Annotated in this window: 25 protein-coding genes and 1 other RNA gene; 11 read left to right on the top strand and 15 right to left on the bottom strand. The window is 60.3% G+C overall.

From position 1 onward, the window contains the following. Nucleotides 1-50: 50 nt before the first annotated feature. The 8 genes from fis to ACFOZ5_RS16560 form a co-directional block, all read right to left on the bottom strand. Entirely contained in the window at nucleotides 51-371 is a 321-nt protein-coding gene (fis, locus tag ACFOZ5_RS16595; protein ID WP_379889343.1) for a DNA-binding transcriptional regulator Fis, read from the bottom strand. Beyond that, nucleotides 368-1,363 carry a tRNA dihydrouridine synthase DusB gene (gene dusB, locus ACFOZ5_RS16590; protein WP_379889412.1) on the bottom strand — a complete coding sequence of 332 codons (996 nt, stop codon included), beginning with the start codon at nucleotides 1,361-1,363 and terminating at the stop codon, nucleotides 368-370. Before dusB ends, fis begins: the two co-directional genes overlap by 4 nt. 237 nt (nucleotides 1,364-1,600) lie before the next feature. Further along, on the bottom strand, nucleotides 1,601-2,851 hold the full coding sequence (locus tag ACFOZ5_RS16585) for a DUF3426 domain-containing protein (protein ID WP_379889341.1): 1,251 nt from the start codon (nucleotides 2,849-2,851) through the stop codon (nucleotides 1,601-1,603). A 57-nt stretch (nucleotides 2,852-2,908) separates the two neighbouring features. Continuing rightward, on the bottom strand, nucleotides 2,909-3,805 hold the full coding sequence (gene prmA, locus ACFOZ5_RS16580) for a 50S ribosomal protein L11 methyltransferase (protein WP_379889339.1): 897 nt from the start codon (nucleotides 3,803-3,805) through the stop codon (nucleotides 2,909-2,911). A 1-nt stretch (nucleotide 3,806) separates the two neighbouring features. Further along, nucleotides 3,807-5,147: an acetyl-CoA carboxylase biotin carboxylase subunit gene (gene accC / locus ACFOZ5_RS16575; RefSeq protein ID WP_449288628.1), complete on the bottom strand. Its 1,341-nt coding sequence runs from the start codon at nucleotides 5,145-5,147 to the stop codon at nucleotides 3,807-3,809. A 26-nt stretch (nucleotides 5,148-5,173) separates the two neighbouring features. Then, nucleotides 5,174-5,635, bottom strand: a complete 462-nt coding sequence (gene accB / locus ACFOZ5_RS16570) for an acetyl-CoA carboxylase biotin carboxyl carrier protein (RefSeq protein WP_379889335.1) — start codon at nucleotides 5,633-5,635, stop codon at nucleotides 5,174-5,176. Between the two features lie 28 nt (nucleotides 5,636-5,663). Then, the gene (gene aroQ / locus ACFOZ5_RS16565; protein WP_379889333.1) at nucleotides 5,664-6,104 is read right to left on the bottom strand and encodes a type II 3-dehydroquinate dehydratase; all 441 of its coding nucleotides are present in this window, start codon (nucleotides 6,102-6,104) and stop codon (nucleotides 5,664-5,666) included. 303 nt (nucleotides 6,105-6,407) lie between these two features. Continuing rightward, nucleotides 6,408-8,021: a diguanylate cyclase gene (locus ACFOZ5_RS16560; RefSeq protein WP_379889331.1), complete on the bottom strand. Its 1,614-nt coding sequence runs from the start codon at nucleotides 8,019-8,021 to the stop codon at nucleotides 6,408-6,410. Between the two features lie 259 nt (nucleotides 8,022-8,280). Between ACFOZ5_RS16560 and ACFOZ5_RS16555 the strand changes: the two genes are divergently transcribed. Then, the gene (locus tag ACFOZ5_RS16555; protein WP_379889329.1) at nucleotides 8,281-10,299 is read left to right on the top strand and encodes a bifunctional diguanylate cyclase/phosphodiesterase; all 2,019 of its coding nucleotides are present in this window, start codon (nucleotides 8,281-8,283) and stop codon (nucleotides 10,297-10,299) included. A gap of 83 nt (nucleotides 10,300-10,382) precedes the next feature. After that, a complete protein-coding gene (locus ACFOZ5_RS16550; RefSeq protein ID WP_379889328.1) occupies nucleotides 10,383-11,444 on the top strand; it encodes a DUF2333 family protein in 1,062 nt (353 codons plus the stop codon). A 90-nt stretch (nucleotides 11,445-11,534) separates the two neighbouring features. Here the strand turns inward: ACFOZ5_RS16550 and ppa are convergent, their stop codons facing one another. Together ppa and rpiA are read right to left on the bottom strand one after the other, a co-directional pair. Further along, the gene (gene ppa, locus ACFOZ5_RS16545) at nucleotides 11,535-12,065 is read right to left on the bottom strand and encodes an inorganic diphosphatase (RefSeq protein ID WP_379889326.1); all 531 of its coding nucleotides are present in this window, start codon (nucleotides 12,063-12,065) and stop codon (nucleotides 11,535-11,537) included. Between the two features lie 127 nt (nucleotides 12,066-12,192). Then, on the bottom strand, nucleotides 12,193-12,870 hold the full coding sequence (rpiA, locus tag ACFOZ5_RS16540) for a ribose-5-phosphate isomerase RpiA (RefSeq protein WP_379889324.1): 678 nt from the start codon (nucleotides 12,868-12,870) through the stop codon (nucleotides 12,193-12,195). Between the two features lie 183 nt (nucleotides 12,871-13,053). On the opposite strand from rpiA, the gene ilvA reads away from it, so the two are divergent. Continuing rightward, nucleotides 13,054-14,583 carry a threonine ammonia-lyase, biosynthetic gene (gene ilvA, locus ACFOZ5_RS16535; protein ID WP_379889322.1) on the top strand — a complete coding sequence of 510 codons (1,530 nt, stop codon included), beginning with the start codon at nucleotides 13,054-13,056 and terminating at the stop codon, nucleotides 14,581-14,583. A 268-nt stretch (nucleotides 14,584-14,851) separates the two neighbouring features. Further along, nucleotides 14,852-15,034, top strand: a complete 183-nt coding sequence (locus tag ACFOZ5_RS16530; protein WP_379889320.1) for a hypothetical protein — start codon at nucleotides 14,852-14,854, stop codon at nucleotides 15,032-15,034. Here the strand turns inward: ACFOZ5_RS16530 and ACFOZ5_RS16525 are convergent. From ACFOZ5_RS16525 to ACFOZ5_RS16505, 5 genes are all read right to left on the bottom strand, one after another. Continuing rightward, nucleotides 15,031-15,675, bottom strand: coding sequence for a 5-formyltetrahydrofolate cyclo-ligase (locus ACFOZ5_RS16525; protein ID WP_379889318.1), 645 nt, complete (start codon nucleotides 15,673-15,675; stop codon nucleotides 15,031-15,033). The two genes, ACFOZ5_RS16530 and ACFOZ5_RS16525, sit on opposite strands and share 4 nt — an antisense overlap. A gap of 24 nt (nucleotides 15,676-15,699) precedes the next feature. After that, nucleotides 15,700-15,880, bottom strand: a non-coding RNA gene (ssrS, locus tag ACFOZ5_RS16520) — 6S RNA. A gap of 58 nt (nucleotides 15,881-15,938) precedes the next feature. After that, nucleotides 15,939-16,259: a cell division protein ZapA gene (locus ACFOZ5_RS16515; RefSeq protein ID WP_379889316.1), complete on the bottom strand. Its 321-nt coding sequence runs from the start codon at nucleotides 16,257-16,259 to the stop codon at nucleotides 15,939-15,941. Next, complete coding sequence (locus ACFOZ5_RS16510) at nucleotides 16,259-16,465, bottom strand: TIGR02449 family protein (protein WP_379889314.1); 207 nt, start codon at nucleotides 16,463-16,465, stop codon at nucleotides 16,259-16,261. The genes ACFOZ5_RS16515 and ACFOZ5_RS16510 overlap by 1 nt, the downstream gene beginning before the upstream one ends. Before the next feature lie 258 nt (nucleotides 16,466-16,723). Continuing rightward, nucleotides 16,724-16,882 (bottom strand): hypothetical protein, encoded by a 159-nt coding sequence (locus tag ACFOZ5_RS16505; RefSeq protein WP_379889312.1) that lies wholly within the window; start codon nucleotides 16,880-16,882, stop codon nucleotides 16,724-16,726. A 110-nt stretch (nucleotides 16,883-16,992) separates the two neighbouring features. Between ACFOZ5_RS16505 and ACFOZ5_RS16500 the strand changes: the two genes are divergently transcribed. From ACFOZ5_RS16500 to ACFOZ5_RS16470, 7 genes are all read left to right on the top strand, one after another. Continuing rightward, the gene (locus ACFOZ5_RS16500; RefSeq protein ID WP_379889310.1) at nucleotides 16,993-17,604 is read left to right on the top strand and encodes a UPF0149 family protein; all 612 of its coding nucleotides are present in this window, start codon (nucleotides 16,993-16,995) and stop codon (nucleotides 17,602-17,604) included. Between the two features lie 21 nt (nucleotides 17,605-17,625). Then, complete coding sequence (gene pepP / locus ACFOZ5_RS16495) at nucleotides 17,626-18,945, top strand: Xaa-Pro aminopeptidase (RefSeq protein WP_379889308.1); 1,320 nt, start codon at nucleotides 17,626-17,628, stop codon at nucleotides 18,943-18,945. A gap of 280 nt (nucleotides 18,946-19,225) precedes the next feature. Next, nucleotides 19,226-20,500 carry a 2-octaprenyl-6-methoxyphenyl hydroxylase gene (ubiH, locus tag ACFOZ5_RS16490; protein ID WP_379889306.1) on the top strand — a complete coding sequence of 425 codons (1,275 nt, stop codon included), beginning with the start codon at nucleotides 19,226-19,228 and terminating at the stop codon, nucleotides 20,498-20,500. Beyond that, the gene (locus tag ACFOZ5_RS16485; protein ID WP_379889304.1) at nucleotides 20,497-21,711 is read left to right on the top strand and encodes a UbiH/UbiF/VisC/COQ6 family ubiquinone biosynthesis hydroxylase; all 1,215 of its coding nucleotides are present in this window, start codon (nucleotides 20,497-20,499) and stop codon (nucleotides 21,709-21,711) included. Before ubiH ends, ACFOZ5_RS16485 begins: the two co-directional genes overlap by 4 nt. A gap of 209 nt (nucleotides 21,712-21,920) precedes the next feature. Beyond that, complete coding sequence (locus tag ACFOZ5_RS16480) at nucleotides 21,921-22,472, top strand: hypothetical protein (protein WP_379889302.1); 552 nt, start codon at nucleotides 21,921-21,923, stop codon at nucleotides 22,470-22,472. After that, complete coding sequence (locus ACFOZ5_RS16475; protein WP_379889300.1) at nucleotides 22,459-22,947, top strand: hypothetical protein; 489 nt, start codon at nucleotides 22,459-22,461, stop codon at nucleotides 22,945-22,947. Before ACFOZ5_RS16480 ends, ACFOZ5_RS16475 begins: the two co-directional genes overlap by 14 nt. Before the next feature lie 80 nt (nucleotides 22,948-23,027). Continuing rightward, a complete protein-coding gene (locus ACFOZ5_RS16470) occupies nucleotides 23,028-23,930 on the top strand; it encodes a DUF808 domain-containing protein (protein ID WP_379889298.1) in 903 nt (300 codons plus the stop codon). Nucleotides 23,931-24,034: the final 104 nt, after the last annotated feature.

Here is a 24,034-nt window from a genome sequence, read left to right as displayed (position 1 = left end):
AGGAAAGGCCTCGCGAAATCATTCCGGGAGGCCTTGGGAAATCCAGTTGATTATAGCAGACCGTACTGCTTCAGCTTCTTGCGCAATGTGCCCCGGTTCAGTCCCAGCATGGTGGAGGCCTTGGTCTGGTTGTTGCGGGTGTATTTCATCACCTGTTCCAGCAGGGGGGCTTCCACCTCCGACAGCACCAGCTGGTAGACCTCAGTGACGGGCGCGCCGTCAAGCTGGGCAAAATAGTTCTTCAGGGCCACTTCGACGCTGTCCCGCAGGGTCACGGAGTTACCCGTGCTGCTGACGGTCTGAAGGGTGGGCTGGTCGTCGTTGGCGGAAGACGCCAGGTTGTTATCGTTTGCCAGGGTTTCAGCGCTCATGCTGCGAATACCTCTCCATTTCGTAAGGCTGCAAAATACTGTTGGATGCTATCGGATTGTGCCGTGGCACATTCCAGCGTATTGAAACGCTTTCTGAATTGTTTGCCGGCATCATGGGACTGCAGGTACCAGCCCACGTGTTTGCGGGCGATGCGAACGCCCATGTGGTGGCCATAGAAGCCATGAAGCTGCCCCAGGTGCTCCAGCAGGATTCTTTCCACTTCGTCCAGGGCTGGCGGCGTGGCATGGCTGCCGGTCTTCAGGAAATGCAGGATTTCCCTGAAGATCCACGGTTGCCCCTGTGCTGCCCGGCCAATCAAAAGGCCGTCGGCTCCGGTGTGACGTAGCACGTCCTGCGCCTTGCCGGGCGATGTGATGTCGCCGTTGGCGAATACCGGAATACCGACGGCGGCCTTCACTTCCGCGATGGTGTCGTACTCCGCCTCACCCTTGTAGGCATCCGCCCGGGTGCGTCCATGAACGGCCAGTGCCTGTATGCCCGCATCTTCGGCCATGCGGGCGATAGTGACAGCGTTGCGGTTGTTCCGGTCCCAGCCGGTGCGCATCTTGAGGGTGACGGGGACGTCCACGGCCGCAACCACGGCGTGCAGGATCTCCTTCACCAGTGCTTCATCCTTCATCAGCGCGGAACCGGATGCCTTGTTACAGACCTTTTTCGCCGGGCAGCCCATGTTGATGTCAATGATCTGTGCGCCATGTTCGGCGTTCATGCGGGCCGCATTGGCCAGCATGTCGGCGTCACCGCCGGCAATCTGCACCGACCGGGGCTCCGGCTCGCCGGTGTGGTCCAGTCGCAGGCGTGACTTCCGGGTATGCCACAGGGACGAGTCGGCGATCACCATCTCGGAGACTGCCAGGCCCGCCCCCATGCGCCGGCACAATAGCCGGAAGGGGCGGTCTGTCACACCGGCCATGGGCGCGACCACCAGGGAATTGGGCAGGGTGTAGGGCCCGATTTTCACCGTGGGCAGCATACGTCTGTGTCCGTCGTCGGTTACCGGATTTCCTTCTGAAACTACCATACCTCACCGGCGGACTCCGGACTGCGGAGTCTGTCAGTTCTGGGCAGTAAATTCAGGGGGCGATAATGATACCGTCGGGGGGAAGGGTATTGAAGGCCGTCGGGGTGTAAAAAACTGATTATTTTTCGTTCTGTCTGGTTGACTTTTATGCGGCCCGGTGTCCATCAGGGGGTGGTGTCGTTCGACTCATGACCCATCGCGGCGGTTAACGAAGCGAAGGTTATAGTTGACCGCGTCCCGGCCCGGATCACGAATGCTGATGGCGATACGCACTGGTGTGCCTGGCGGCATGGCGCTCAGGTTGTCGGCTTCGCCGGCCAGGTAGTCTTCAGGCGGGAAGATGCTCTGCGCTATGACGTCACCGTTCAGATTGGAGAAGGTGAGGGCAATGGACGGGAAGGGCTGTTCGAACTCGGCCTGGTTGATGATCACGGCGTCCACCAGAAGGGCGCTGCGATTTTCCGGGTCGGTGCGCACTACCAGCTTGCGGCTTTGAATGCGGTCCATGGCCACCAGTGGTTCAAGCTGGCAGCCGGCGTATTCGCAGGCCTTTTCATACCAGGGGCGCAATTCCGGAATGGCCGACAGGCGATCGAACTGGAACCAGGCCACCTGGGAGACCAGTCCGGCAATCAGCGCCAGGATCACCAGCGTCCACAGTGAGCGGCGCACACCGTTACCCCCGCGTGACTGTACCGCGACCGGTTCCCGGGAGAGTTGTTCATAGGGTGACAGGTCGTCCAGTGGCGGGAAGGTGCCGCCGGTAACCCGGTCCTGTTGTCTGGCCGGGCCTGAAAGTGTTTCGTCCGGTGGCGGTGCGGCCGTGATTTCAGTCAGCTCCGGGTCCTCTGGCGATTGGGGAGGGGTGTTCCGGGCCGGCTCCGGGGTCGGACGTTCGGGGTCGGGGCTCGCGTGAGGCGGGGAGGTTTCCGGGCGACTGGATGCTGCCGGCTCCGGCGCTTCGGCGCGGCTTGATGAACGCCGGTCGGCGTCGGTTCTGGCCGGTGTGTCCGGGAACTCTTCCTGAAGCATGGCTTCGGCCCAGCTTTCGTCGACGTCATTCATGTCATCGTCGTCGTCAACCATGCCGGAGCTGTCCGCGCGTGTGCCCGCACCGAGGAAGCTCTCACTGAGCTCGTCGTCGGAAAAGCCTGTCTTCTGTCCCGCATAGTGACCCTCGGCTGCGTCTTCCTCGGGGTTGTCCTGGAAGATGAGGTCGTCCTCAGGGTCAGAGGCACTGAAGCTCTCGTAGGCGTCGCCGCCGGCGGCCGCTGAACCGTTTTCCTTGTCAGCATCGGCGTGGGAGCGGGCATCGAACACTTCCATGCAGTGACCACAACGTACCTTGCCGTTGGCCACACTGAGCTGCTCATCAGTGACCCGAAAGCGGGTGTCGCAGTGCGGGCAGCGGGTCAACAGACTGGAGGTATCGGCCATCCCTAAATCCTGTAAGGTGTCAGACTGTCAGCAGTTTAACGACACAGTTGCTGTTCGTCATCCGTCAATACGGCGACCTGTGAGGCGTATCCACTCTTCGCGTTGTTCCGGTTCGTCCATAACAAACCAGGGCTCGTAGGCGGCCATCACCTCCCGCGCCTGCTGCGCCAGGATGCCGGACAGCACCAGGTGACCGCCGGGCCTGACTTTTCCGGCCAGGGTCGGCGCCAGTTCAACCAGGGGGCCAGCCAGGATATTGGCCAGCAGGATATCCGCGCGGGTATCCGGATCGTCTCCCGGCAGGTACAGGTCAAGACGAGTGTCATCGATCTGGTTGCGATGGGCATTGTCGCGGCTGGCTTCCAGGGCCTGCGGGTCGGTGTCCACGCCAATGGCGTGGTCAGCATCCAGCAGCAATGCCGCCAGTGCCAGAATGCCGGAACCGCAGCCATAGTCAATTACCTGTCGGCCTTTAACCCCGGCACTATCCAGCCATTCCAGGCAAAGGGCGGTGGTGGGATGGGTGCCGGTACCGAAGGCCAGGCCCGGGTCCAGCAGGAGGTTCGCCGCCTCTGGGTCGGGCGCGTCATGCCAGCTGGGAACAATCCACAGGCGTTGACCGAACCTCAGGGGCTTGAAGTCATCCATCCAGGCCCGCTCCCAGTCCTTGTCCTCCACCAGGGTGACATCGATTTCCGGCAGCTCCTGCTGGGTCCGCTGGTGCCAGGCGTCGCGGATGTCGGCGCAAATCCGTTCGATGTCCTGATCGGCATCAAACAGGCCGGTTACCCGGGTGTCGCTCCACAGTGGTGTGGTGCCCGGGTCCGGCTCGAAGATGGGCTGGTCGGCGGCGTCTTCCATGGAAACGGCGTCTGATCCCATCTCCATGAGAAGCTCTTCCAGCTGATCCGCGGTTTCGGGGTCAGCCGGAATCTGCAGTTGGATCCAGGGCATATCAGTCCCGTATCAGCTTTTCGAGGTAGTGGATGGTGAAATCCACGCCCTTGAAGCCGCCGTCCCGCACCAGTTTCCGGTGCAGAGGCTGATTGGTCTTGATACCTTCCACCACCAGTTCGTCCAGGGCGTTCTTCATGCGCCGGCGGGCAATCTCCCGGTCATCGCCCCAGGTGATCAGCTTGGCCACCAGGGAGTCATAATAGGGGGGTACCGTATAGCCGCTGTAAAGGTGCGAATCGACCCTGATACCGTTGCCCCCGGGGGCATGGAAATGCTTCACCTTGCCGGGGCTGGGCACGAAGGTTTGCGGGTCCTCGGCGTTGATCCGGCATTCCATGGCATGGCCGGAAATGTGGATATCGTCCTGGCTGTACTGCAGAGGCAGGCCGCTGGCGATGCGCAGCTGTTCGCGGACGATGTCGACACCGGTGACCATTTCCGACACCGGATGCTCCACCTGTACCCGGGTGTTCATCTCAATGAAGTAGAAACCACCATCCTGGTACAGGAACTCGAAAGTGCCGGCGCCCACATAGCCGATTTCCTTGCAGGCGTCGACGCAGGCCTTGAGGGTTCTTTCCCGGGCTTCCGGATCAATGTTCGGTGCCGGGGCTTCTTCCAGAACCTTCTGGTGACGGCGCTGCATGGAGCAGTCGCGGTCCCCCAGGTGGATGACGTTGCCGTGGGTGTCCGCCAGTACCTGGACTTCCACATGGCGCGGCCGTTCCAGATACTTTTCCAGGTACACGGTGGCGTCGCCGAAGCTGTTCTTGGCCTCGCTCTGGGTGACCTGAATGCCCTTCAGCAGTGCCGCTTCCGAGTGGACCACCTGCATGCCGCGACCACCGCCGCCGGAGGCCGCCTTGATGATCACCGGGTAGCCGATTTCACGGGCGATGCGCAGGGTGCGCTCGTCATCGTTATCGATAGGGCCGTCAGACCCGGGTACGGTGGGCACGCCGGCCTTGATCATCGCATTGATGGCGGAGACCTTGTTGCCCATCAGGCGGATGGTTTCCGCCCGGGGGCCGATAAAGGTAAAGCCGCTTTTCTCGACCTGCTCTGCGAAGTCCGCGTTTTCCGCCAGGAAGCCGTAACCCGGGTGGATGCCCACACTGTCGGTGACCTCGGCGGCACTGATGATGGCGGGAATGTTCAGGTAGCTGTCGGTGGCGCTGTTGGGCCCGATGCAGACGGATTCGTCCGCCAGGCGCACATGCATCAGGTCACGGTCGACCTGGGAGTGGACGGCAACCGTCTTGATGCCCAGCTCCTTGCACGCCCTGAGCACCCGCAAGGCTATCTCGCCGCGGTTGGCGATCAGAACTTTTTCAATCATGGCCATGATGTTATGTCACCTGTTGATCAGGAAATGATTACCAGTGGCTGGTCGAACTCGACGGGCTGACCGTTCTCGACCAGGATGTCGGTGATGGTGCCGCTCTTGTCGGCCTCGATCTGGTTCATCATCTTCATGGCTTCGACGATACAGATCACGTCCCCGGCCTTGACGTTCTGGCCCACTTCCACGAAGGCGGATGCTGTCGGCGACGGCGACCGGTAAAAGGTACCAACCATCGGCGATTTGACCGCGTGGCCCTTGGGCGCTTCCGGCTCGGCCGGGGCGGATGATTCCGGGGCTGGCGCCGGCGCTGGTGCGGCTGCCTGGGGCTGGGGGGCCGGCATCGGATAGTTGGCGTAGTTTACCTGAGCCTGCTCACGGCGGCGGGAGATGCGGACCGAATCGTCACCCTCCTGAATCTCCAGTTCTTCAACATCGGATTCCTCGAGGAGTTCGATCAGTTTCTTTATTTTGCGAATATCCATGGTAGTAAACGTCCCGTTGTATCGGTGTTTATGAAGTGATTCTTTGCAGGGCGGCGGTAAGTGCAAGATCGTAGCCCTGACTGCCAAGACCGCAGATAACGCCGTCGGCGATATCGGAGAAATAGGAGTGGTGGCGGAACGGCTCCCGGGTGTGCACATTGGACAGGTGCACCTCGATGAAGGGGATACCGGAAGCCAGTACTGCGTCCCGCAAGGCCACACTGGTGTGGGTGAACGCAGCGGGGTTGAAAATAAGGTAGTCGATGCCCTCGGCGCGGGCGTCATGCAGTCGTTCAATCAGTTCGTACTCGGCATTGGACTGCAGGTGCAGCAAGTGGTGGCCGCGATCAGAGGCAGCGGCATGGAGCCGGTCGTTGATGTCCTGCAGAGACTCATGGCCGTAAACATCAGGCTCGCGGGTGCCGAGCATGTTCAGATTCGGTCCATGGAGGACAAGGATGGTGGCCATGATCAGTCTTGCCTTGCTGGTATTTTGGGAAAATGCCGGATTTTGTCGAATTTTGTGCCCATAATGCGTCCTGAAAGCTGTTGGTTCAACAGTTTTTGACAAACGACCGTATGAATTCGGGCAGCCTGACAGGATTCGTTGCGTTTGGTGGCATATTTTCGACGTTAGCGGGAGTTGCGTCCATAAGACTATGGTTTCATGGCAGGAAACGGAATGATGCCGTCCAGTTCGCAACAGGCGGATGACCGTTCACCGCGCCCTGCTCTCAAGGCTCCCAGTGGTTCCGAAGGTCAGCGACCAGGCTCAGTCCTCGGATCCGATCACGCAGTTGCGGCCGGACTCCTTGGCCCGGTAAAGGGCCTGGTCTGCCCGCTCGCAGAAGGTGGACGCCGCCTCGCCCTTCCAGTGGGCGACGCCACAGCTGAAGGTGACGTGGAACTCCCGGTCACCTGCGCTCTGGGTCAGTTCCGCGAAGCGTTCACGTATATCGTTGATCACGGTGCGGGCATCGCTCTCCCGCGTCTCCGGCATGATGATGGCAAATTCCTCGCCACCGTAGCGGCCGATGTGATCGGTCTTGCGCAGTCGCTGCTTGAGGAACATGGACAGCGCCCGCAGGATGCGATCGCCAATCGGGTGCCCGAAGGTGTCGTTCACCTTCTTGAAATAGTCCACGTCGATCATGGCAAAGCACAGCGAATGATTCTTCTGCTGTGCCTTCACGATCTCCTGTTCCAGCAGGTAAAGCGTGTGGGTGTGGTTGAACAGGCCGGTCAGGCTGTCGCGGATCATCAGCGCCAGTAGCGAGCGGGCGCGTCGACCGCGATTGTGAATGGTGGCCACCAGGTGCTTGGGGTCGATGGGTTTGGTGAGGAAGTCGTCACCCCCCAGGCTCATGGCGTGAAGCTGCTTCTGGACATCGTCTTCGGCGGACAGGTAGATGATGGGCACGCTATGGAAACGATCCTGCTGGCGGATGACCCGGGCGATCTCCATGCCCGTGCACCCGGGCATGTACATATCGAGAATGATGATCTCCGGATTGAACTCCTCCAGCGCGACGATGATCTGCATCGGGTCGGTGATAATGTGGGCCGTCATGCCCGCTTTCCTGAGCACCGTTTCCATGAACTTGGCCTGGGCACGGGAATCATCCAGCACCAGCACGCGGTAGGGCTCTACCGCATTGTTGTGGGTGTAGGTCTCGATCTTTTCGATCAGTTGGCCAGGGTCCACCGCCGGGTAGAAAAACTCTTCTCCGCCACAGCGGGAGGCCCGCAGGCGCGTTTCGATGGTGCCGTCCTCTTCGCTGACGAAGATGATGGGTATGGGGGTGTCATGGCGCTGCTGCAGGGTTTCAACCGTGGTAAGGCCACTGTCCGGTTCACCGCCGAAGCCAACATCCATCAGGATGGTTTCCGGCTTGTGAAGAGCGCAGGCGTCCATCAGTTCAGCAGGGGTGTCGAACGCTTCCGCCCGGAAACCGAAAAACTCCAGCTGACGGATCAGTCGTGTGGCCAATTCGTGATTGCTCAGGGCGACATAGACCGGCGTCTTGCGGTAGACCCGGGGCGGCTCGCTGCTTTGACGGTCAGAGCGACGCTGGGTGCTCTGCTCCAGTGACATGATGGCGTCCCGCAGGGCCTGCAGGGCTTCAGCGTCAGGGGGCTGCTGCTCGGGCCACTGTCGGGTCGCCGCCATGATGGCCTTGCCGGCGTCCACGTAGGCGGACATTTCAAACCGACCGGCATAACGGGCCAGTTTGTCGGCAGCGGCACTGAGATCGTCCCGGAAAGGCGCGGACGCGGAGGGATCGGCATGGATCTTCTGCCAGGTGTCCAGAACCACGCGGGCCTGATTGGTCACCCGGCGGGCGAAATGCTGTCGCAGTTTTTCTTTTTGGGACTCGTCAGTCATGGTGGTATCAGTCTGTCCTGTACGGGTTGTTCCTGGGTGTCGCCAAAACGTGCTGAAGGCCCCCTTGGCCGAGGCATGACCGGATGTATCCGATACCTTTTCCCGGGGGATTGCAGGATCTCTTTGTTACTGCAGTCTATAGTGTTTGTAACCGAAGACGCAGGCAGCGAACTGTAAATCTTTGTGAACCTGAGACGTGGACCCTATATGGGCCCGTTTTTCGTTGGCCGAAACGCTCCAGACCCAAGGTATGGCACGGATGCAGCACGAAAGCCAAAAAATACGTTCAACCCGCGCGATCACGTTGCGAACCCTGTTGCTGCTCTTCACCGGCGCCCTGGTGCTGGTACTGCTGGTGGTCAGCATGGTGATCAGTGGCAGGAGTTTTCATAACTATGTGATCGAGGAACTGGAGGGGCAGACCCGGGATGCGGCCACGGCCATCGGGTTGTCACTGTCCAATGCCATTGATGCCACCGATACGGTGGCGGTCAGCTCATTGATTGATTCCGTTTTCGACAGCAGCCAGTACCTGGTGGTGGAGTTTGTTGACCACGACGGCAACGTGGTGGCCGGTCGCGCCCAGGCCCTGTCTGACCTGGACGTGCCCCACTGGTTCGTCCGTTTCGCGGATCTGCCCAGGCCGGAAGGTACCGCAGCGGTCATGAAGGGCTGGCGATGGCTGGGGCAGGTTCGGGTGGTGGGCCATCCCGGTAACGCCTATCGCGACCTGTGGCAGGTTGGCCAGTGGCTGGTGCTGTCCTCGGTCGTCATTGGCGCTATTGCCATTGCTGTTCTTTACGTTCTTCTGGGCAGGTTGTTGCGTCCTCTGAGGGCAGTGGAGCGCCAGGCAGAGGCCATCGGGCATCGGGATTTCCGCAAGCGAACGCAGATCCGGTCAACCCGTGAGCTGAACCAGGTTACCCATGCCATGAACCAGATGACCGATGATCTTGAACAGCTGTTTGCCGGTCAGGCTGCTCTCATTGCCCACCTTCGCAAGCTCAACAACGAGGACCCGCTGACCGGTCTGTCCAGCCGCAATGCCTTTGACCAGCGCCTGACCGTTGAGGCGGTCACGGAAGAGGGGCGGCGGCCTGGCAGCTTGCTACTGACACAGGTATCCGGATTCGCCGATTTCAATCAGCGCGCTGGTCGGCTGGAGGCAGATGCCATGCTGGTCCAGCTGGCCCGATGTGTGCACCGGTTTGTGGACGGACATGCCGGCAGCTTTGCCGGTCGCCGGAGCGGGGCCGAGTTTGCGGTATTCATCCCCGGTGGTGCTCCCGCCGATGCGCAGATCTGGGGGCGTGAGCTGGTTGAGGCGCTGCAGGCGGTCTGTGTGGAGTTTGCCGGCGAAGGCAGCAATGCTCTGGTGGAGCTGGTGGTTCACGGAGGGGTGGCCGGTACCGGAGAAGGCGTATCGGTCCGGGCCCTGTTCGAGTCCGCCGATACCGCCCTGCGGCGGGCCCAGACCGAGGGTGTCAGCCAGTGTGCACTGGCTGACAGTGGTGCCGATGTGCATCACGGCGCGGAAGACTGGCGGCGTCTGCTGGAGTCAGCCCTGGATCGCGAGGCGCTGTGGTTGTGGGAGCAGCCGATGATGGCGGTGGACGATGACACCGTATTGTTCCGGCAGGTGTTTTCCCGCTTGCTGGTTGAGCGGGAGTGGGTGAGAGGCCATCTTTTTGCGCCCATGGCGGAGCGGTTTGGTCTCATTGGCCGGCTCGACCTGCTGGTGGTGCAGCGGGCGCTGCAGCGGCTCCGGGAGGAGCCGTCGGCCATGGTTGGCCTGTCGCTGGGTGCCTCGTCAGTGGTGTTGCCTGATATTCCTGAGCGCATTCTGCAGATGGTGAAGTCCGCTGGAGGGGACGCCCGGCGATTGTGGATCGGTATCCCCGAACAGGCTTTGCATTACCACCGTCAGGAGGCCCAGGCATTCATTCGTCAGCTTCGCCGGACCGGGGCCAGCCTGCTGGTGGATCGTTTCGGGGTTGGCGGCATAGCCTTCAGTTACATGAAGAATCTGTCTATCCAGGCCCTGCGTATTGATTCAAGCTTTGTTCATGGCATTGACCGGCATGACGACAATCGGTTCTATCTGGAGTCCATGATTACCATTGCCCACGGTCGGGGTGTGAAGGTTTATGCCGCGGGCGTGGAAACGGAGTCGGAATGGCGTACCCTCAAGACGATAGGAATTGATGGTGCCACCGGTTATCACCTGGGCAGGCCCGAACCTGTGGGGGATCCACCCGTCTCCGGCGGCTCGGGATAAGTCCCCGCTGGCATTGCATAAATCTGACAGATCATTCATCTTTGAAACCGGCTTATCGGTTCATCGGTAAAGGACAGGCGCATATGCTTAACCGACTCAAATCCGTTTTTTCCGGCAGCAGCTCCGGTTATCAGAGCTCGTCCGGTGGCTCCGGTCATGGTCGCCCTATCGGCAAGATCATTATTGCCCTGGTGCTGGTCTACCTGCTGGTTACCATTATTCTGGGCATGATCTGGAGCAGCGAGCCTGACACTTTCTCCGTTCGTGAGCACACCCGGACAGTGGCGCAGGAAATGGGACGTGAGCCGGTCACCGGGTTTGCCACTACTGCCACCATGATCCGGCTTTCCGAGACCCTGCTGGACAAGCCTGGTGGTTATATTTCCAACGATATCTTTCCCCCGGGGCTGTGGATGGACAACATGCCAGCCTGGGAGTACGGCGTACTGGTTCAGCTGCGGGACCTGTCCCGGGCTCTTCGCCAGAATATAAGCCGGTCCCAGAGCCAGTCGGCAGAGGACCCGGACCTGACCGTGGCTGAGCCCCAGTTCCATTTTGATAGCGGCAGCTGGGCGTTACCTTCCACCGAGGGCGAATACCGCCGTGGTATCCGGGCGCTGGAGAGCTACCTTGAGCGTTTGTCTGCTCCCGAGGGGCCTGAAGCCCACTTCTACGCCCGGGCGGACAACCTGAACAACTGGCTGGCCGATCTGGAGACCCGTCTGGGCAGCCTGTCCCGTACCCTGAGCGAGAGTGTGGGCAAACCGGAGATCACCGATGCTCTGGCCGGTGTTCAGGATCTTGACCCGCTGACCGAACAGGAGCGGGGCGCAGACGTCAAAACGCCGTGGACCCAGATCGACAATGTGTTCTACGAAGCGCGGGGAACCTCCTGGGCACTGTTGCACATCTTCCGTGCTATTGAAGTGGATTTCCGGAAGGTGCTGGCAGACAAGAATGCCCAGGCCAGCGTGCGTCAGATCATCATCGAACTGGAGGAATCACAGGCCCAGATGTGGAGCCCTGTTATTCTGAACGGCAGCGGTTTTGGTATCATGGCCAACCATTCCCTAACCATGGCGGCCTATCTGGCCCGGGCCAACTCGGCCATTACCGATCTGCGGGAACTGCTTTCCCGGGGCTGATCCGATCCCCGCCGGCCGGCGGATGGACACAAAAAGCCGGACCCTCGGGTCCGGCTTTTTATTTCGGGGCGTGATCATTTCCCCTGCTGATTACTTACCCTGATAGTTGGCCACGGATTCCTCGATAGCCTTGCGGGCCGCGTCGGCATTGGCCCAGTCCTGCACCTTCACCCACTTGCCGGGCTCCAGCGTCTTGTAGTTCTCGAAGAAATGCTGGATCTGTTCCCGCAGCAGCTGCGGCACGTCGTTGATGTCCTTGATGTCGGTGTAGGCCTTGGTGAGCTTGTCGTGGGGCACGGCTACCAGTTTGGCGTCGCCACCGGCCTCGTCTTCCATATTCAGCACGCCTACCGGGCGGCAGCGGATCACCGAGCCCGGCTGAACCGGGTAAGGGGTGATGACCAGCACGTCCAGCGGATCGCCGTCGTCCGCCAGGGTGTGGGGAATAAAGCCATAGTTGGCCGGATAGAACATCGGAGCGGTCATGAAGCGGTCTACCATGACAGCGCCCATGTCCTTGTCGATCTCATACTTGACCGGAGAACTGTTGGCCGGAATTTCGATGGCCACGTAGATGTCTTCAGGCGGGTTCTTGCCAGCCGGGATGTGATCAAAGTTCATGACGGATCCTTCTCTTCGGTAGTGGAATTAAGAAACTGCGATGAAAAAGTGCGCGCCATTATACGGGCAACCAGGCGTATCCGAAACTCAACCAAGGTCGGTCACCGGCAGGTCCGTCAATACTGGCTCACGCCGGGCGTTTGATCGTGCGGACACCCTCACTGGTGCCAAGCAGCAGAAGATCCGCCGGACGCCGGGCGAACAGGCCGTTGGTCACCACGCCGACGATCTGGTTCAGGCGCTCTTCCACCTCTATCGGCCGGGACAGGTCCATGTTGTGGATGTCGATGATAATGTTGCCGTTGTCAGTGGTTACGCCTTCCCGGTATACCGGGTCGCCCCCCAGCCTGACAATTTCGCGGCCCACGTGACTGCGGGCCATGGGGATTACCTCTACCGGCAGCGGGAACTCACCGAGAATGTCCACCTGCTTGGACTCGTCGGCGATGCAGATAAAGCTGCGGGCAACGGCGGCCACGATCTTCTCGCGGGTCAGTGCCGCGCCGCCGCCCTTGATCAGTTCCAGGTTGGCGTTGGTTTCATCAGCGCCATCCACATAGAATTCCAGTTCGCTGACGGCGTTCAGGTCGTAGACCGGAATGCCATGCTGCTTGAGGCGCTGCGCGGTGGCGTCGGAACTGGCCACTGCGCCATCAAAGTCATTGCGGATGTCGGCCAGGTAATCAATAAAAAAGTTTGCGGTGCTGCCTGTACCCACGCCGATCACGCTGTCCCGGTCCAGGCGGGGCGCGACATGATCCAGGGCGGCTTTGGCTACCGCCTGCTTGAGTTCGTCCTGCGTCATGCTGGCCTCCGGTTTGTTCGTTATGAAAAGTGGCGCCGGGCGTGGCGCAAAGGGCATATTATAGCCTCCCCCCGCCGTTCAGTTATAGACGCGGACCGTGCAAACTTTCTACACTGTTCGTTTGCCCCATCCAGCGGGGCGAAATCCTGTCAAGTCACCCATCTGAACCGGACGTAAAGCACCATGCCGCAACGCTACATCAAAAAGATTCTTGATGCGCGGGTATACGATGTGGCCATCGAAACCCCGCTGACCGAAGCCCGCAGTCTCTCCAAGCGTCTGGGCAACAATATTCTGCTCAAGCGTGAAGACCTGCAGCCGGTGTTTTCCTTCAAGATTCGTGGTGCCTACAACCGGATTGCCCAGCTGTCGGATGAGCAGAAGGCCAAGGGGGTAATCTGCGCGTCTGCCGGCAATCATGCCCAGGGCGTGGCGCTGGCGGCGAAAAAACTGGGTATCAAGGCGGTGATCGTGATGCCCCGGACGACGCCGGACATCAAGGTAAAATCCGTGCGCGACCGGGGGGCGAAAGTGGTGCTGAAGGGCGACGCCTTTGACGAGGCGGCCGCCCATGCCAAGGAGCTGATGGACAAACACGGATATACCTATATCCCCCCCTATGACGATCCGGATGTGATCGCCGGGCAGGGGACGGTGGCCATGGAAATGATGTGGCAGTTCTCCCATAACCTGCACGCAGTCTTCATCCCCGTTGGCGGGGGCGGCCTGATTGCCGGCATGGCGGCCTACATCAAGTACCTGCGGCCGGAGATCCGCGTCATCGGCGTGGAACCGGAAGACTCCAACTGCCTGCAGGCGGCCCTGGCGGCCGGAGAGCGGGTGGTGCTGGACGAGGTGGGTATTTTTGCTGATGGTGTGGCCGTCAAGCAGATTGGCGAAGCCCCCTGGGAGATCTGCAAGGACAACGTAGATGAGGTGATCACCGTCTCCACCGACGAAATCTGCGCGGCCATCAAGGATGTCTTCGAGGATACCCGGTCGATCAGTGAGCCTGCCGGCGCCCTGTCCGTCGCCGGCATCAAGAAATACGTAGAGCGTGAGCAGCTGGAAGGCGAAAACCTGGCAGGTATTCTCAGCGGCGCCAATATGAACTTTGACCGGCTACGCTACATCTCCGAGCGTACTGAAGTGGGGGAGAAGCGGGAGGCCATCCTGGCGGTGACCATCCCCGAGCGGCCGGGGGCTTTCAAGACCTTTATCAAGGCCCTGCACAAGCGCAGTATCACCGAGTTCAACTACCGGTATTCCGACTCGGAAGCAGCACGGATCTTCGTGGGCATCCAGATCCAGTCAGGCGGCCATGGTCGCGAGGACCTGGTGCAGAGCCTGCGGGAGACCGGCTACCAGGTGGTGGACCTGACCGACAGTGACCTGGCCAAGCAGCATATCCGCCATATGGTTGGAGGCCATGCGCCCACGGTGGACAATGAGAAGGTGTTCCAGTTCGAGTTTCCGGAACGGCCCGGCGCGCTGCTGAAGTTCCTGTTGTCCCTCGGCACCCGCTGGAACATTTCCATGTTCCATTACCGCAACCACGGGGCCGCCTACAGTCGGGTATTGATGGGGGCCCAGGTCAAGGACGCCGAGCTGGCGGATTTCGAGGGCATGCTGGATAACGTCGGTTTCCGGTACAGCAATGAGACAGACAATGAGGCTTACCGGCTGTTTCTGGGGGCAGGTAACGGGCACTGAATCCTTCCGTCTGATACATCGGGGCCCTTACTGGGGAGTGTCAGGCGGCCGGAGGGCCTGGGGTGTCTTGAAATGCCCGCAATGCGACTGGCGGTAATGGTGGCGGCGATAGTATTTACAAATTTTAATTATAAAAAATTGTAAATAGCGGCGTACGTGTTAGGCTTTTTGTCAATTCTGGAAAGCACCAACATCCGGCTGTTTTTGCAGGCAAAGCGGGTGTTTCAAACAACAACAAAAACTGTGGATCACCAATGGAGGAGATGCAATGAGGCGCAGGCCGGACATGATTCGGGCGGTAGTTCTTGTGTTTGTCGTGGGGCTGGCGGTTACCGGATTGACATCATTCCAGGCCTCGGAGGATGAATCCCGCGCTTTACCCGCCGACATCAGCTCCCAGGGGCAGTGGTTCCAGGCCCAGCGTACCCAGTCTGAACGTACCGAAGGCTAACTCTTTCCCTGGCCGGTCCGGTATAGTTTCCCATCGGTCACAATGGCATCCAGGGGTATATCCCAGGATTCCACAGGCAGTCTGTCTACCCTTTGTAGCTCATGGGCCAGGCCGATCAGTGCCGGCCTGAGCCGGGGCCGTACCCGGGTGAATGCCAGGGTGCGATCGTAGAAACCACCACCCATACCAAGACGCCCCCCGTCCTCATCAAAGCCCACCAGTGGCATCAGGATTACATCCAGCGACCAGGCTGGCCGAATCAGGCGATGGTGGAACACCGGCTCCGGTATGCCAAACCGGTTGGGTGCCATGGGGGTGTGCTCGTCATAGCGGCAGAAAGCCAGTTGACCGGAATGAATCGGGTGCAGTACCGGCAGGTAGAAGTGCACGTTCCGGCGGCGGGTCTGGGCCATGAAGGTTTGTGGGTCGATTTCCCCGTCGTTAGGCAGGTACAGGGCAATGTTACGGGCGCCCATGACCCGGGGGTGCTTGCGCAGGGTGTTGGCCAGCTCAATGGCAGCCAGTTTCTGTTGTTCCGGGTTCAGTGTCCGTCTCGCTTCGCGGAGATGCCGTCTGAGAGCCTTGCGGTCCCGTGTGGATTCCGGTTCGAAGTCTGAAAGGTTCTGGAAGGTGTGAGACACGTCAGATATAAGGTCTGGTGGAGTAAGCTTCCCGGGCTGCCGTTATCGGATGTGGCCCTTGAACCCAAAGTTCAAGGTGGTGGCCGCTGTGACATATTAGGCTTTCCCCTTCGTGGGGGACTTGCTCACAATGCCCTGAAGTAGCCACCTGGGTGTTGCGCATCGGCTCGAGGACGTATCCGACCAGCGAACAGCCCAGGAAGTCGAGATCATTATACGGGTACTGACCGGGGCGATTGCAACCGCATTCTGTGTAATTTCTGTTATCCGTGGGACGAGTTGTTCCCGGATGTCGCGTGACTACCGCCAAGGGCAGTATCGAGCTTTTCGTCCATGCTCTGGAGCAGCTGCTCAGCGGCGCCGGAGACGTTGTCGTCGTCCAGCAATTCGTGGGTGATGTTCAGCGCCGCCATGACTGCGATGCGTTCGGTGCCCAGAACCTTGCCAGTGGTGCGGATTTCCCGCATCTTGCTGTCGAGGTGACGGGCAGCGCGGCGCAGGGCGTCCTGCTGGTCTTCCGGGCAAGCGACCAGGTAATCCTTGTCGAGGATGTTGACTTCGACGGTGGTGGGGGATTTTGCCATCAGTGGTGCTCCAGGGCTCTGAGTCGACCGATCATCGCTTCAATCCGGTTCTTGGCCAGATCGTTGCGCTGGATAAGCTGGGCCCGTTCCCGGTTCCATTCGTCCTGAAGTTCACGCATGGCAGCGTTGTCCTGCTCCAGCTTGCGACAGCGCTCAATTAGGCGGTCCAGCTTGTCCGCCATGGCCTGCAATTCTGACTGTTCCATAGACTTTCCGGTACTTGGCGGGGCCGTCTGACACCGGCGGCCCCTTTCGGTCTGACACTGCTCGCTCTGGCTCCCGGGTAGCCGTTGGTATGAGCCACCCGGGACACTAGTCACTATAAGTGGGCGATGGGAAAGGGTCAATTTGCCAGTCTGTCATGTTGTTGTGACGTCGGTCCCATCCTGGCAAGCCAGGAGGACGGCACCGTTAAAACGTGTCGATTCGGCCAGTTTGCAGGGGGCACGCCGTACCTTTCGGCTTCAGCCTGTCATATCTTCTGTCACGCCCCAGGCGCCCCGTCGCCCACCCATTTTCCAGGCCCTGGCCGCGGGGATGAGGCCAACCAGCAGGCCGGCCACCGGCACTGCGGCCAGCAGACCCCATTCCAGCGTGGTGGCCGTCCGCAGGGCGATGGTCACTCCGCTTCGCAGCCGTCAGGGCGATGCCGCGATTTGCGCTTGCCTATGCCGCTCCACCGGCGGAAATGCTAGGATTGGATACCCATTCAACTGACAGGTACAGCGATTTCATGACCGACAACGCAGAACCCGGTACCCGCACGGCCGATTTCGAGGGCTGGGCGAATCTCTTTACCCGCTGCCGGGCGTTCAGTCATCCTTCCGAGCTTCATGGTGGCCTCTGTGGCCGGCTGGCCGCCGGAGCTCGCCTCGACCAGCCGCATTGGCTCGAGGTGGTTTGCGAGCATATCGGTATTGCCCCGGAGACCCTGGAGCAGGGTGAAGACCTGCCCCCGGAACTGCCGGAGTTCATGGCAGAGGCCTACCGTCAGACCCTGTTACGGTTACAGGCCACCGATATGGCGTTCCAGCTGCTGCTGCCGGAGGACGACTATGCCTTCGAGCAGCGCCTGCAGGCCCTGGCGGCGTGGGTGCGGGGGTTCCTGGAAGGTATGGCCCTGGCCGCCGGTGAAAAGCTGGGTGAGGCGCCCGATGAAATCCGTGAACTGATCGAGGATATGGTGGCCATCAGTCAGGTGGAAGACTCTGATGCCGGTGACGAGGGCGCGGAAATGCAGCTCATCGACATTACCGAGTACGTCCGTCTGGGCGTGATTTCCGTATTTACGGAGTTCAATCCCCCGGCACCATCATCACCCGCTGCAGCCCAGACCCTGCACTGACTTCGAGTATCAGGAGACCCTATGAGTCCGTGGATTCCGATGAGTGAACACGCCGAGCGCCGACGCCGGCTGATGGAAGCGATGGTCAGCGACAGCATTGCCATCCTGCCCGCCGCGCCCGAGCACACCCGCAACCGGGATGTGCTGTATCCGTTCCGTCAGGACAGTGACTTCCAGTACCTGACCGGCTTTGGTGAGCCGGAAGCCGTGCTGGTACTGATCCCCGGCCGGGAGCATGGCGAATCGGTACTTTTCTGCCGTGAACGCAATCCCGAGAAGGAGCAGTGGGATGGCTCCATCACCGGGCCGGACGGGGCCATAGAACACTTCGGGCTGGACGACGCCTTCCCCATCGCGGATATCGACGACATCCTGCCGGGTATGATCGAAGGGCGCAGCCGGGTCTACTACCCCCTGGGCCGCGACCAGGCCTTCGATACCATGGTCATGGACTGGGTCAAACAGATTCGCAGCAAGGTACGCGCGGGCGCCCAACCCCCCGGGGAATTCGTTGCCCTGGAACACCTGCTGCACGACCTGCGGCTGTACAAGAGCGCCAAGGAAATCAAGGTGATGGCCGAAGCGGGCCGGGTCAGCGCCGAGGCCCATTGCCGTGCCATGAAGCGGGCCCGCAAGGGTGGCTATGAGTACCAGCTGGAGGCGGAGCTGATCCACACGTTCATGGAGCATGGCGCCCGCCACACCGCCTACCCCTCCATCGTGGGCAGCGGTGCCAATGCCTGTGTACTGCACTATATCGAGAACAGTGCGCCGCTTAAGGAAGGCGACCTGGTGCTGATCGATGCCGGCTGTGAGGTGGACTGCTACGCGTCGGATATCACCCGGACCTTCCCGGTCAGCGGCAAGTTCAGCGACGCCCAGCGCGCCATCTATGAAGTGGTGCTGGAGGCCCAGTACGCCGCCATCGACGCGGTTCAGCCGGGCCACCACTGGAACATGCCCCACGAGGCCGCGCTGGAAGTGCTGACCCAGGGCCTGATTGACCTGGGCATTATCGAGGGGCCGCTGGCCGAAGCCCTCGAGAAGGAAGCCTACCGTCCGTTCTTTATGCACCGTACCGGCCACTGGCTGGGCATGGACGTACATGATGTGGGCGACTACAAGGTCGGCGATGCCTGGCGGGTACTGGAGCCGGGCATGGTAATGACCGTGGAGCCGGGCCTCTATATCCCGCCGGACAATATGGATGTGGACCCGCAGTGGCGCGGTATCGGTGTGCGTATTGAAGACGACGTGGTGGTTACGAAAGAAGGCTGCAAGGTGCTCTCTGACGCGGTGCCGAAAAACATTGCGGAAGTGGAAGCGTTGATGGCGGAGTAACCCGGACACCGGTGTCCCGTCTGGTTAATTTGTTAACCTACTGCGTACCGCTGGCGTCTCTGGCCAAGGCGCCAGCCCGCCGGTGTGGTGGTTCCACATCAAGGGTTGGCAACACAGGTCCAGAGACGCCAGCGGTACGCCCTTCGGGAGCGCCTGAACGCTTTGATAGCGGTGTTGCGGTAGCTCGATTTGGAGCCACCAAACCTTCGCTACCGCGCCTTGCTCTCAAAGCGTTCAGGCGCTCAGTAGGTCAACAAATTGACCAGACGGGACACTACATATGCAGGACTTTGATACCGACATACTGATTGCAGGGGGCGGACTGGCCGGCGCCACCCTCGCGCTCGCCATCTGCCGCCTGGTGCCGGGGTACCGGGTTACCGTGGTGGAAGCCTTTCCGCTGTCGGCAGAACCTGCTCCCACCGATTATCAGCCCAGCTACGATGCCCGTTCCACCGCCTTGTCCTGGGGCGCCCGCCAGATTTTCGAGCGCCTGGGCCTGTGGGAGGCCATCAGCCGGCAGGCATCGCCTATCCGCCATATCCACATTTCCGAGAAAGGCCGCTTCGGCGTGACCCGCCTGTCGGCTTCGGAACACGGACAACCGGCGCTGGGCTATGTGGCCGACAACCGCTGGCTGGGGTTGTGCCTGATGGATGCCCTGCGCCAGCAACCGGCTATTCGCTGGCTGGCTCCGGCCCAGGCGGAATCTGCCACTACCCTGACTGAAGGTGTAAGCGTCCGCATTCGTCAGGGCGATGAGGATGTCTCGCTTACCAGCCGCTGTCTGGTGGTAGCGGATGGTGGCCGTTCCGGGCTGCGGGAGGATATGGGTATCGCCGTGCACCAGCGGGATTATGATCAGTATGCCCTGATTGCCAATGTCAGCACCGAACGCCCCCATGAAGGTACGGCCTGGGAACGTTTTACCGAGCGCGGGCCCATGGCACTGCTGCCCCAGGTGGGTGGCCCGGAGCCCGGACACCGCTCGGCCCTCGTCTGGACCCTGAGCCCAGGGGATCTGGATGAGGTACTTGCCCTGGACGAGGCGGGCCGATGCGCCCGATTGCAGCAGGTTTTCGGCTGGCGGCTGGGGCGCTTCACCCGCTTCGGCGACAGTCATCACTATCCGCTTTCCCTGGTCACCGCCGATGAATGCGTGCGCCCCGGCGTGGCCCTGGTGGGCAATGCCGCCCACGCCCTTCACCCGGTGGCGGGGCAGGGTTTCAACCTGGCCCTGCGGGGACTGATGGCCCTTTTGGATGCGTTCCGTTTTGCCCGGGACAATGATCGGTCACCGGGGGACCTGACGGTGCTGAGCCGCTACCAGCAACAGCACGCGTCGGATCAGCAGCAGACCATTGGTTTCTCCGATTCCCTGGTTCGCCTGTTCGGCGGTGAATACCCTGGTGTTGGTGCTGTCCGCAATGCCGGTCTGGCCGGGCTCGATGTGCTGCCGGGCGCCAAGCACTGGTTTGCCCGCCGGGCCATGGGCGTGACCGCAGGTGGTTCCTCCAGGCAGCCATCGGATCGTGACCGGGAGCACTGGCAATGAGTGAGTTCGATATTGTTGTCGTTGGTGGTGGCATGACCGGCAGTGCTGCGGCCCTGGGTGCTGCACAACAGGGCTGGCGGGTGGCGCTGGTGGAGGCGGCCCCGGTGGCGAAACTGCTGGAAGCACCGGCGCAAGCCCATACGGTGGATGATTTTGAGCCGAGGGTCAGTGCCATTTCGGTAGCCAGCCAGCGCCTGCTGGAGCGAGTGGGCGCGTGGCAGCGAACCACCCGCACCCGCCACTGCCCGTATCAGGCCATGGATGTGTGGGATGGCGAGGCCATTGGCCGTATCCGTTTTGATGCCGCCGAGCTGGGTGTGCCCGCCCTGGGCACTATTGTCGAGAACCGACACCTGGTCCGGGGCCTGTTCGAGGCGGTGCAGGAGAGTGAACTTACCTGCCTGGACGGCCAGACAGTGGATGGCATGGTGCAGACGGAAGACGGCTGGCAGGTGACCCTGTCGGGCGGTGAGACACTGACGGCACAGCTTATAGTCGGCGCTGACGGCGCCCATTCCCGCATCCGCCAGTGGTCCGGTCTGCCCACCCGGGAGTGGGATTACGACCAGGAGGCCATTGTCTGCACCGTGCAGACGGAGCTGCCTCATCAGCACACTGCCTGGCAACGTTTCAGCGCCTCCGGCCCGCTGGCGTTCCTGCCGTTACACGCGGACGACGAGGGGAAGGGCGGGCATTTCTGCTCGATTGTCTGGTCCCAGGACACCCCGGAAGCCCGTGGCCTGCTGGATCTGGACGATGCGTTGTTCATGGCGGCACTGACCCGTGCCCTGGAAGGTCGACTGGGGCAGGTGGAAGCTGTCTCCCGGCGGCACGCCTTCCCGCTGCGGCAGCGCCATAGTAAACAGTATGTCCAGTCGGGCCTGGCCCTGGTAGGGGATGCGGCCCATACCATCCACCCATTGGCCGGGCAGGGCGCCAACCTGGGCTATGGCGATGTCGCCGCCCTGCTGGCCGAGCTGGAAGGCGCCTTCCACCGCCGTCAGTCTCCAGGCGAGCTGATGCTGCTGCAGCGATACCAGCGTCGGCGCAAGGGCGAGAACCTGGCGATGATGGCCGCCATGGAAGGCTTCAAACAGCTTTTCGCCCGCGACGAACTGCCCCTGCGATGGTTACGCAGCACCGGCATGCGCTGGCTTGACCGGGCCTCTCCGCTGAAAAACCGGGTGGCGGCCGAAGCCATGGGCTTATAGTTTTATATCATCAAGCCAAATGGATTTCCCCCTCATCGTTCAAAGTTTTTTTGTGGGGTTATTGGACTGAAATGCGAAGTTACCAATTGATCTGCCTGCTGGGGCTGACTTAAGCTCTCAGCCGTAAGAATTAGTTCCAAAGGTAGGTAAAAAACATACCTGTGGGACGGAAGGACCCAGAATTAGTCACTGGACAAGGATTGTTTCCAATGAACAGAACCGCCTTTTATTCTCCTCAGGACTTTCTCTCTGAGGTTATTGAGCCAGCATTGTGTCTACTAAATGACGAGATTGGCTATTCAAAAGCCGCTAGCCAACTTTTGCTGGGTACGGCAATCCACGAAAGCATGGGGTTGCGGTATAGAAAGCAGATAGGCGGCCCTGCACTAGGGCTGTTTCAGATGGAACCCGCCACGCACGGTGATATCTGGAACAATTTTCTGGCCTATCGAAATACACTGGCGGAAACCGTCAGGTCCCTCCGCAAAAAAAGTGGCGAAAGCGCGGATGAGCTTGAAAATAATGACCTTTATGCTGCTGCGATGGCTAGAGTTCATTATTACAGAATTGGTCAAATCGTCGCCAAGAGCGAAATTCCAGACTTTGATAATCTGAATTCCCAGTCTCTTTACTGGAAGCGCCACCACAACACGCCTCTCGGCGCAGGTACTCCCTCTAAGTACCGCGCTGATTGGCAGTCGTATCATGCGACAGGCCTAAAATACTCTGATCAATGCGAGGCGAAAAATGCAACTAGCTAATCGCCTGCTTGGCGCCTTCCTGATCGTTCTTTCGGGCTGCGCGACGGCCCAGTCACCTGAGGTGATCGAGGAGGAAGGCGCTTTCTATGCCCGGCTTTCAATTACTCCATCGGAGCTGCTCAGAACAAAACAGTTAATGGACAGGGAGCTGGCCTATCGTTTTTCCGATGGGGGAATGTTTGAGATCTACTTGCCCGGTGAGAAACTTGGCAGTATCGCGAAGGGCTGTGACTCTCTCATTGTCCGTATGCCCTGGACAGATCCGGAGCTGCCGAGTGCCCAAGAGTTCGTTCAAGAGAAGAAGGCACTTTTTACCCGTCTTTCAGAAACGTCAAAAGGTCACAGTGTCGAGTTTGTGGTTCAGTTAAATCCCTATGTTGAAGTGATAGACGGCGCTCCGGAGCTGACCAGTTGCAACCTGTTTTTCAGACACCACGACGGCCAATATATCGAGAGCATTGATCCGTTGCCATGAGACAGTTGTGCCGGTGAGTTTGCTTCTTATTATTGCAATTACGATATTTCTAAAGTATCGATTTTAAAAGGAAACTGACTATGGCCGGCGCCAGCCTGCTTACTCTGCTTGATGATATCAGCGTCCTCCTTGATGACGTCTCGGTGATGACCAAGGTGGCGGCCAAGAAAACCGCCGGTGTACTGGGGGATGACCTGGCGCTGAACGCGCAGCAGGTGACCGGCGTGAGGCCGGCCCGGGAGTTGCCGGTGGTGTGGGCCGTGTTCAAGGGCTCAGCGATCAACAAGGTGATCCTGGTGCCATTGGCGCTGGCCATCAGTTATTTCCTGCCCTGGCTGATTACGCCGCTACTGATGCTGGGGGGCGCTTTCCTGTGCTATGAGGGCTTCGAGAAACTGGTCCACAAATGGCTTCACCGGAGCGAGGATCAGGCCCACCGTGAGAAACTGCGGGAGGCGCTGGCGGATCCCTCGAAAGACATGAAGGCACTGGAGAAGGACAAGATCAAGGGCGCCATCCGCACCGACTTCATCCTTTCCGCCGAGATCATTGCCATAACCCTGGGCACGGTGAGTGCCGAGTCCATCACCATGCAATTGGCCGTGCTGGTGGTGATTGCCGTTGCGGTAACAGTTGGTGTCTATGGCCTGGTGGCAGGCATCGTCAAGCTGGATGATCTGGGGGTGCACCTGACCGAGCGTGACTCGTCATTCTCCCAGAGACTGGGGGCTGGCATACTGGCTGCCGCACCCTGGCTGATGAAAACCCTTTCGGTTGTGGGCACCGCAGCCATGTTCCTCGTGGGCGGCGGTATCCTGGTTCACGGCGTTGCGCCCCTCTACGAATGGATCCGTGAATTTACCGCTGGTCTTGGTTCGGTTATGGCGGCGATCGGGCCGGTGCTGGCTGACGGTCTGATCGGGGTGATTGCCGGGGCCATTCTGGTCGCTGTTATCTCCGGTTTCCAGCGATTGAAGGGCTGAGCGACGTTCGGCTCAGGCCTTCAACCGGTCTATAGCGTCTGTATCCCCCTGAATGGTCAGTGCCTTTGCCTTTGTCTTTTGCCTGGCTCTGCGTATAATGATAA

Source organism: Marinobacter lacisalsi, assembly GCF_042651045.1.
GTDB lineage: Bacteria > Pseudomonadota > Gammaproteobacteria > Pseudomonadales > Oleiphilaceae > Marinobacter > Marinobacter lacisalsi.
The sequence above is the reverse complement of the archived record's forward strand: the minus strand, read 5'-3'. Positions and strand labels throughout refer to the sequence as shown.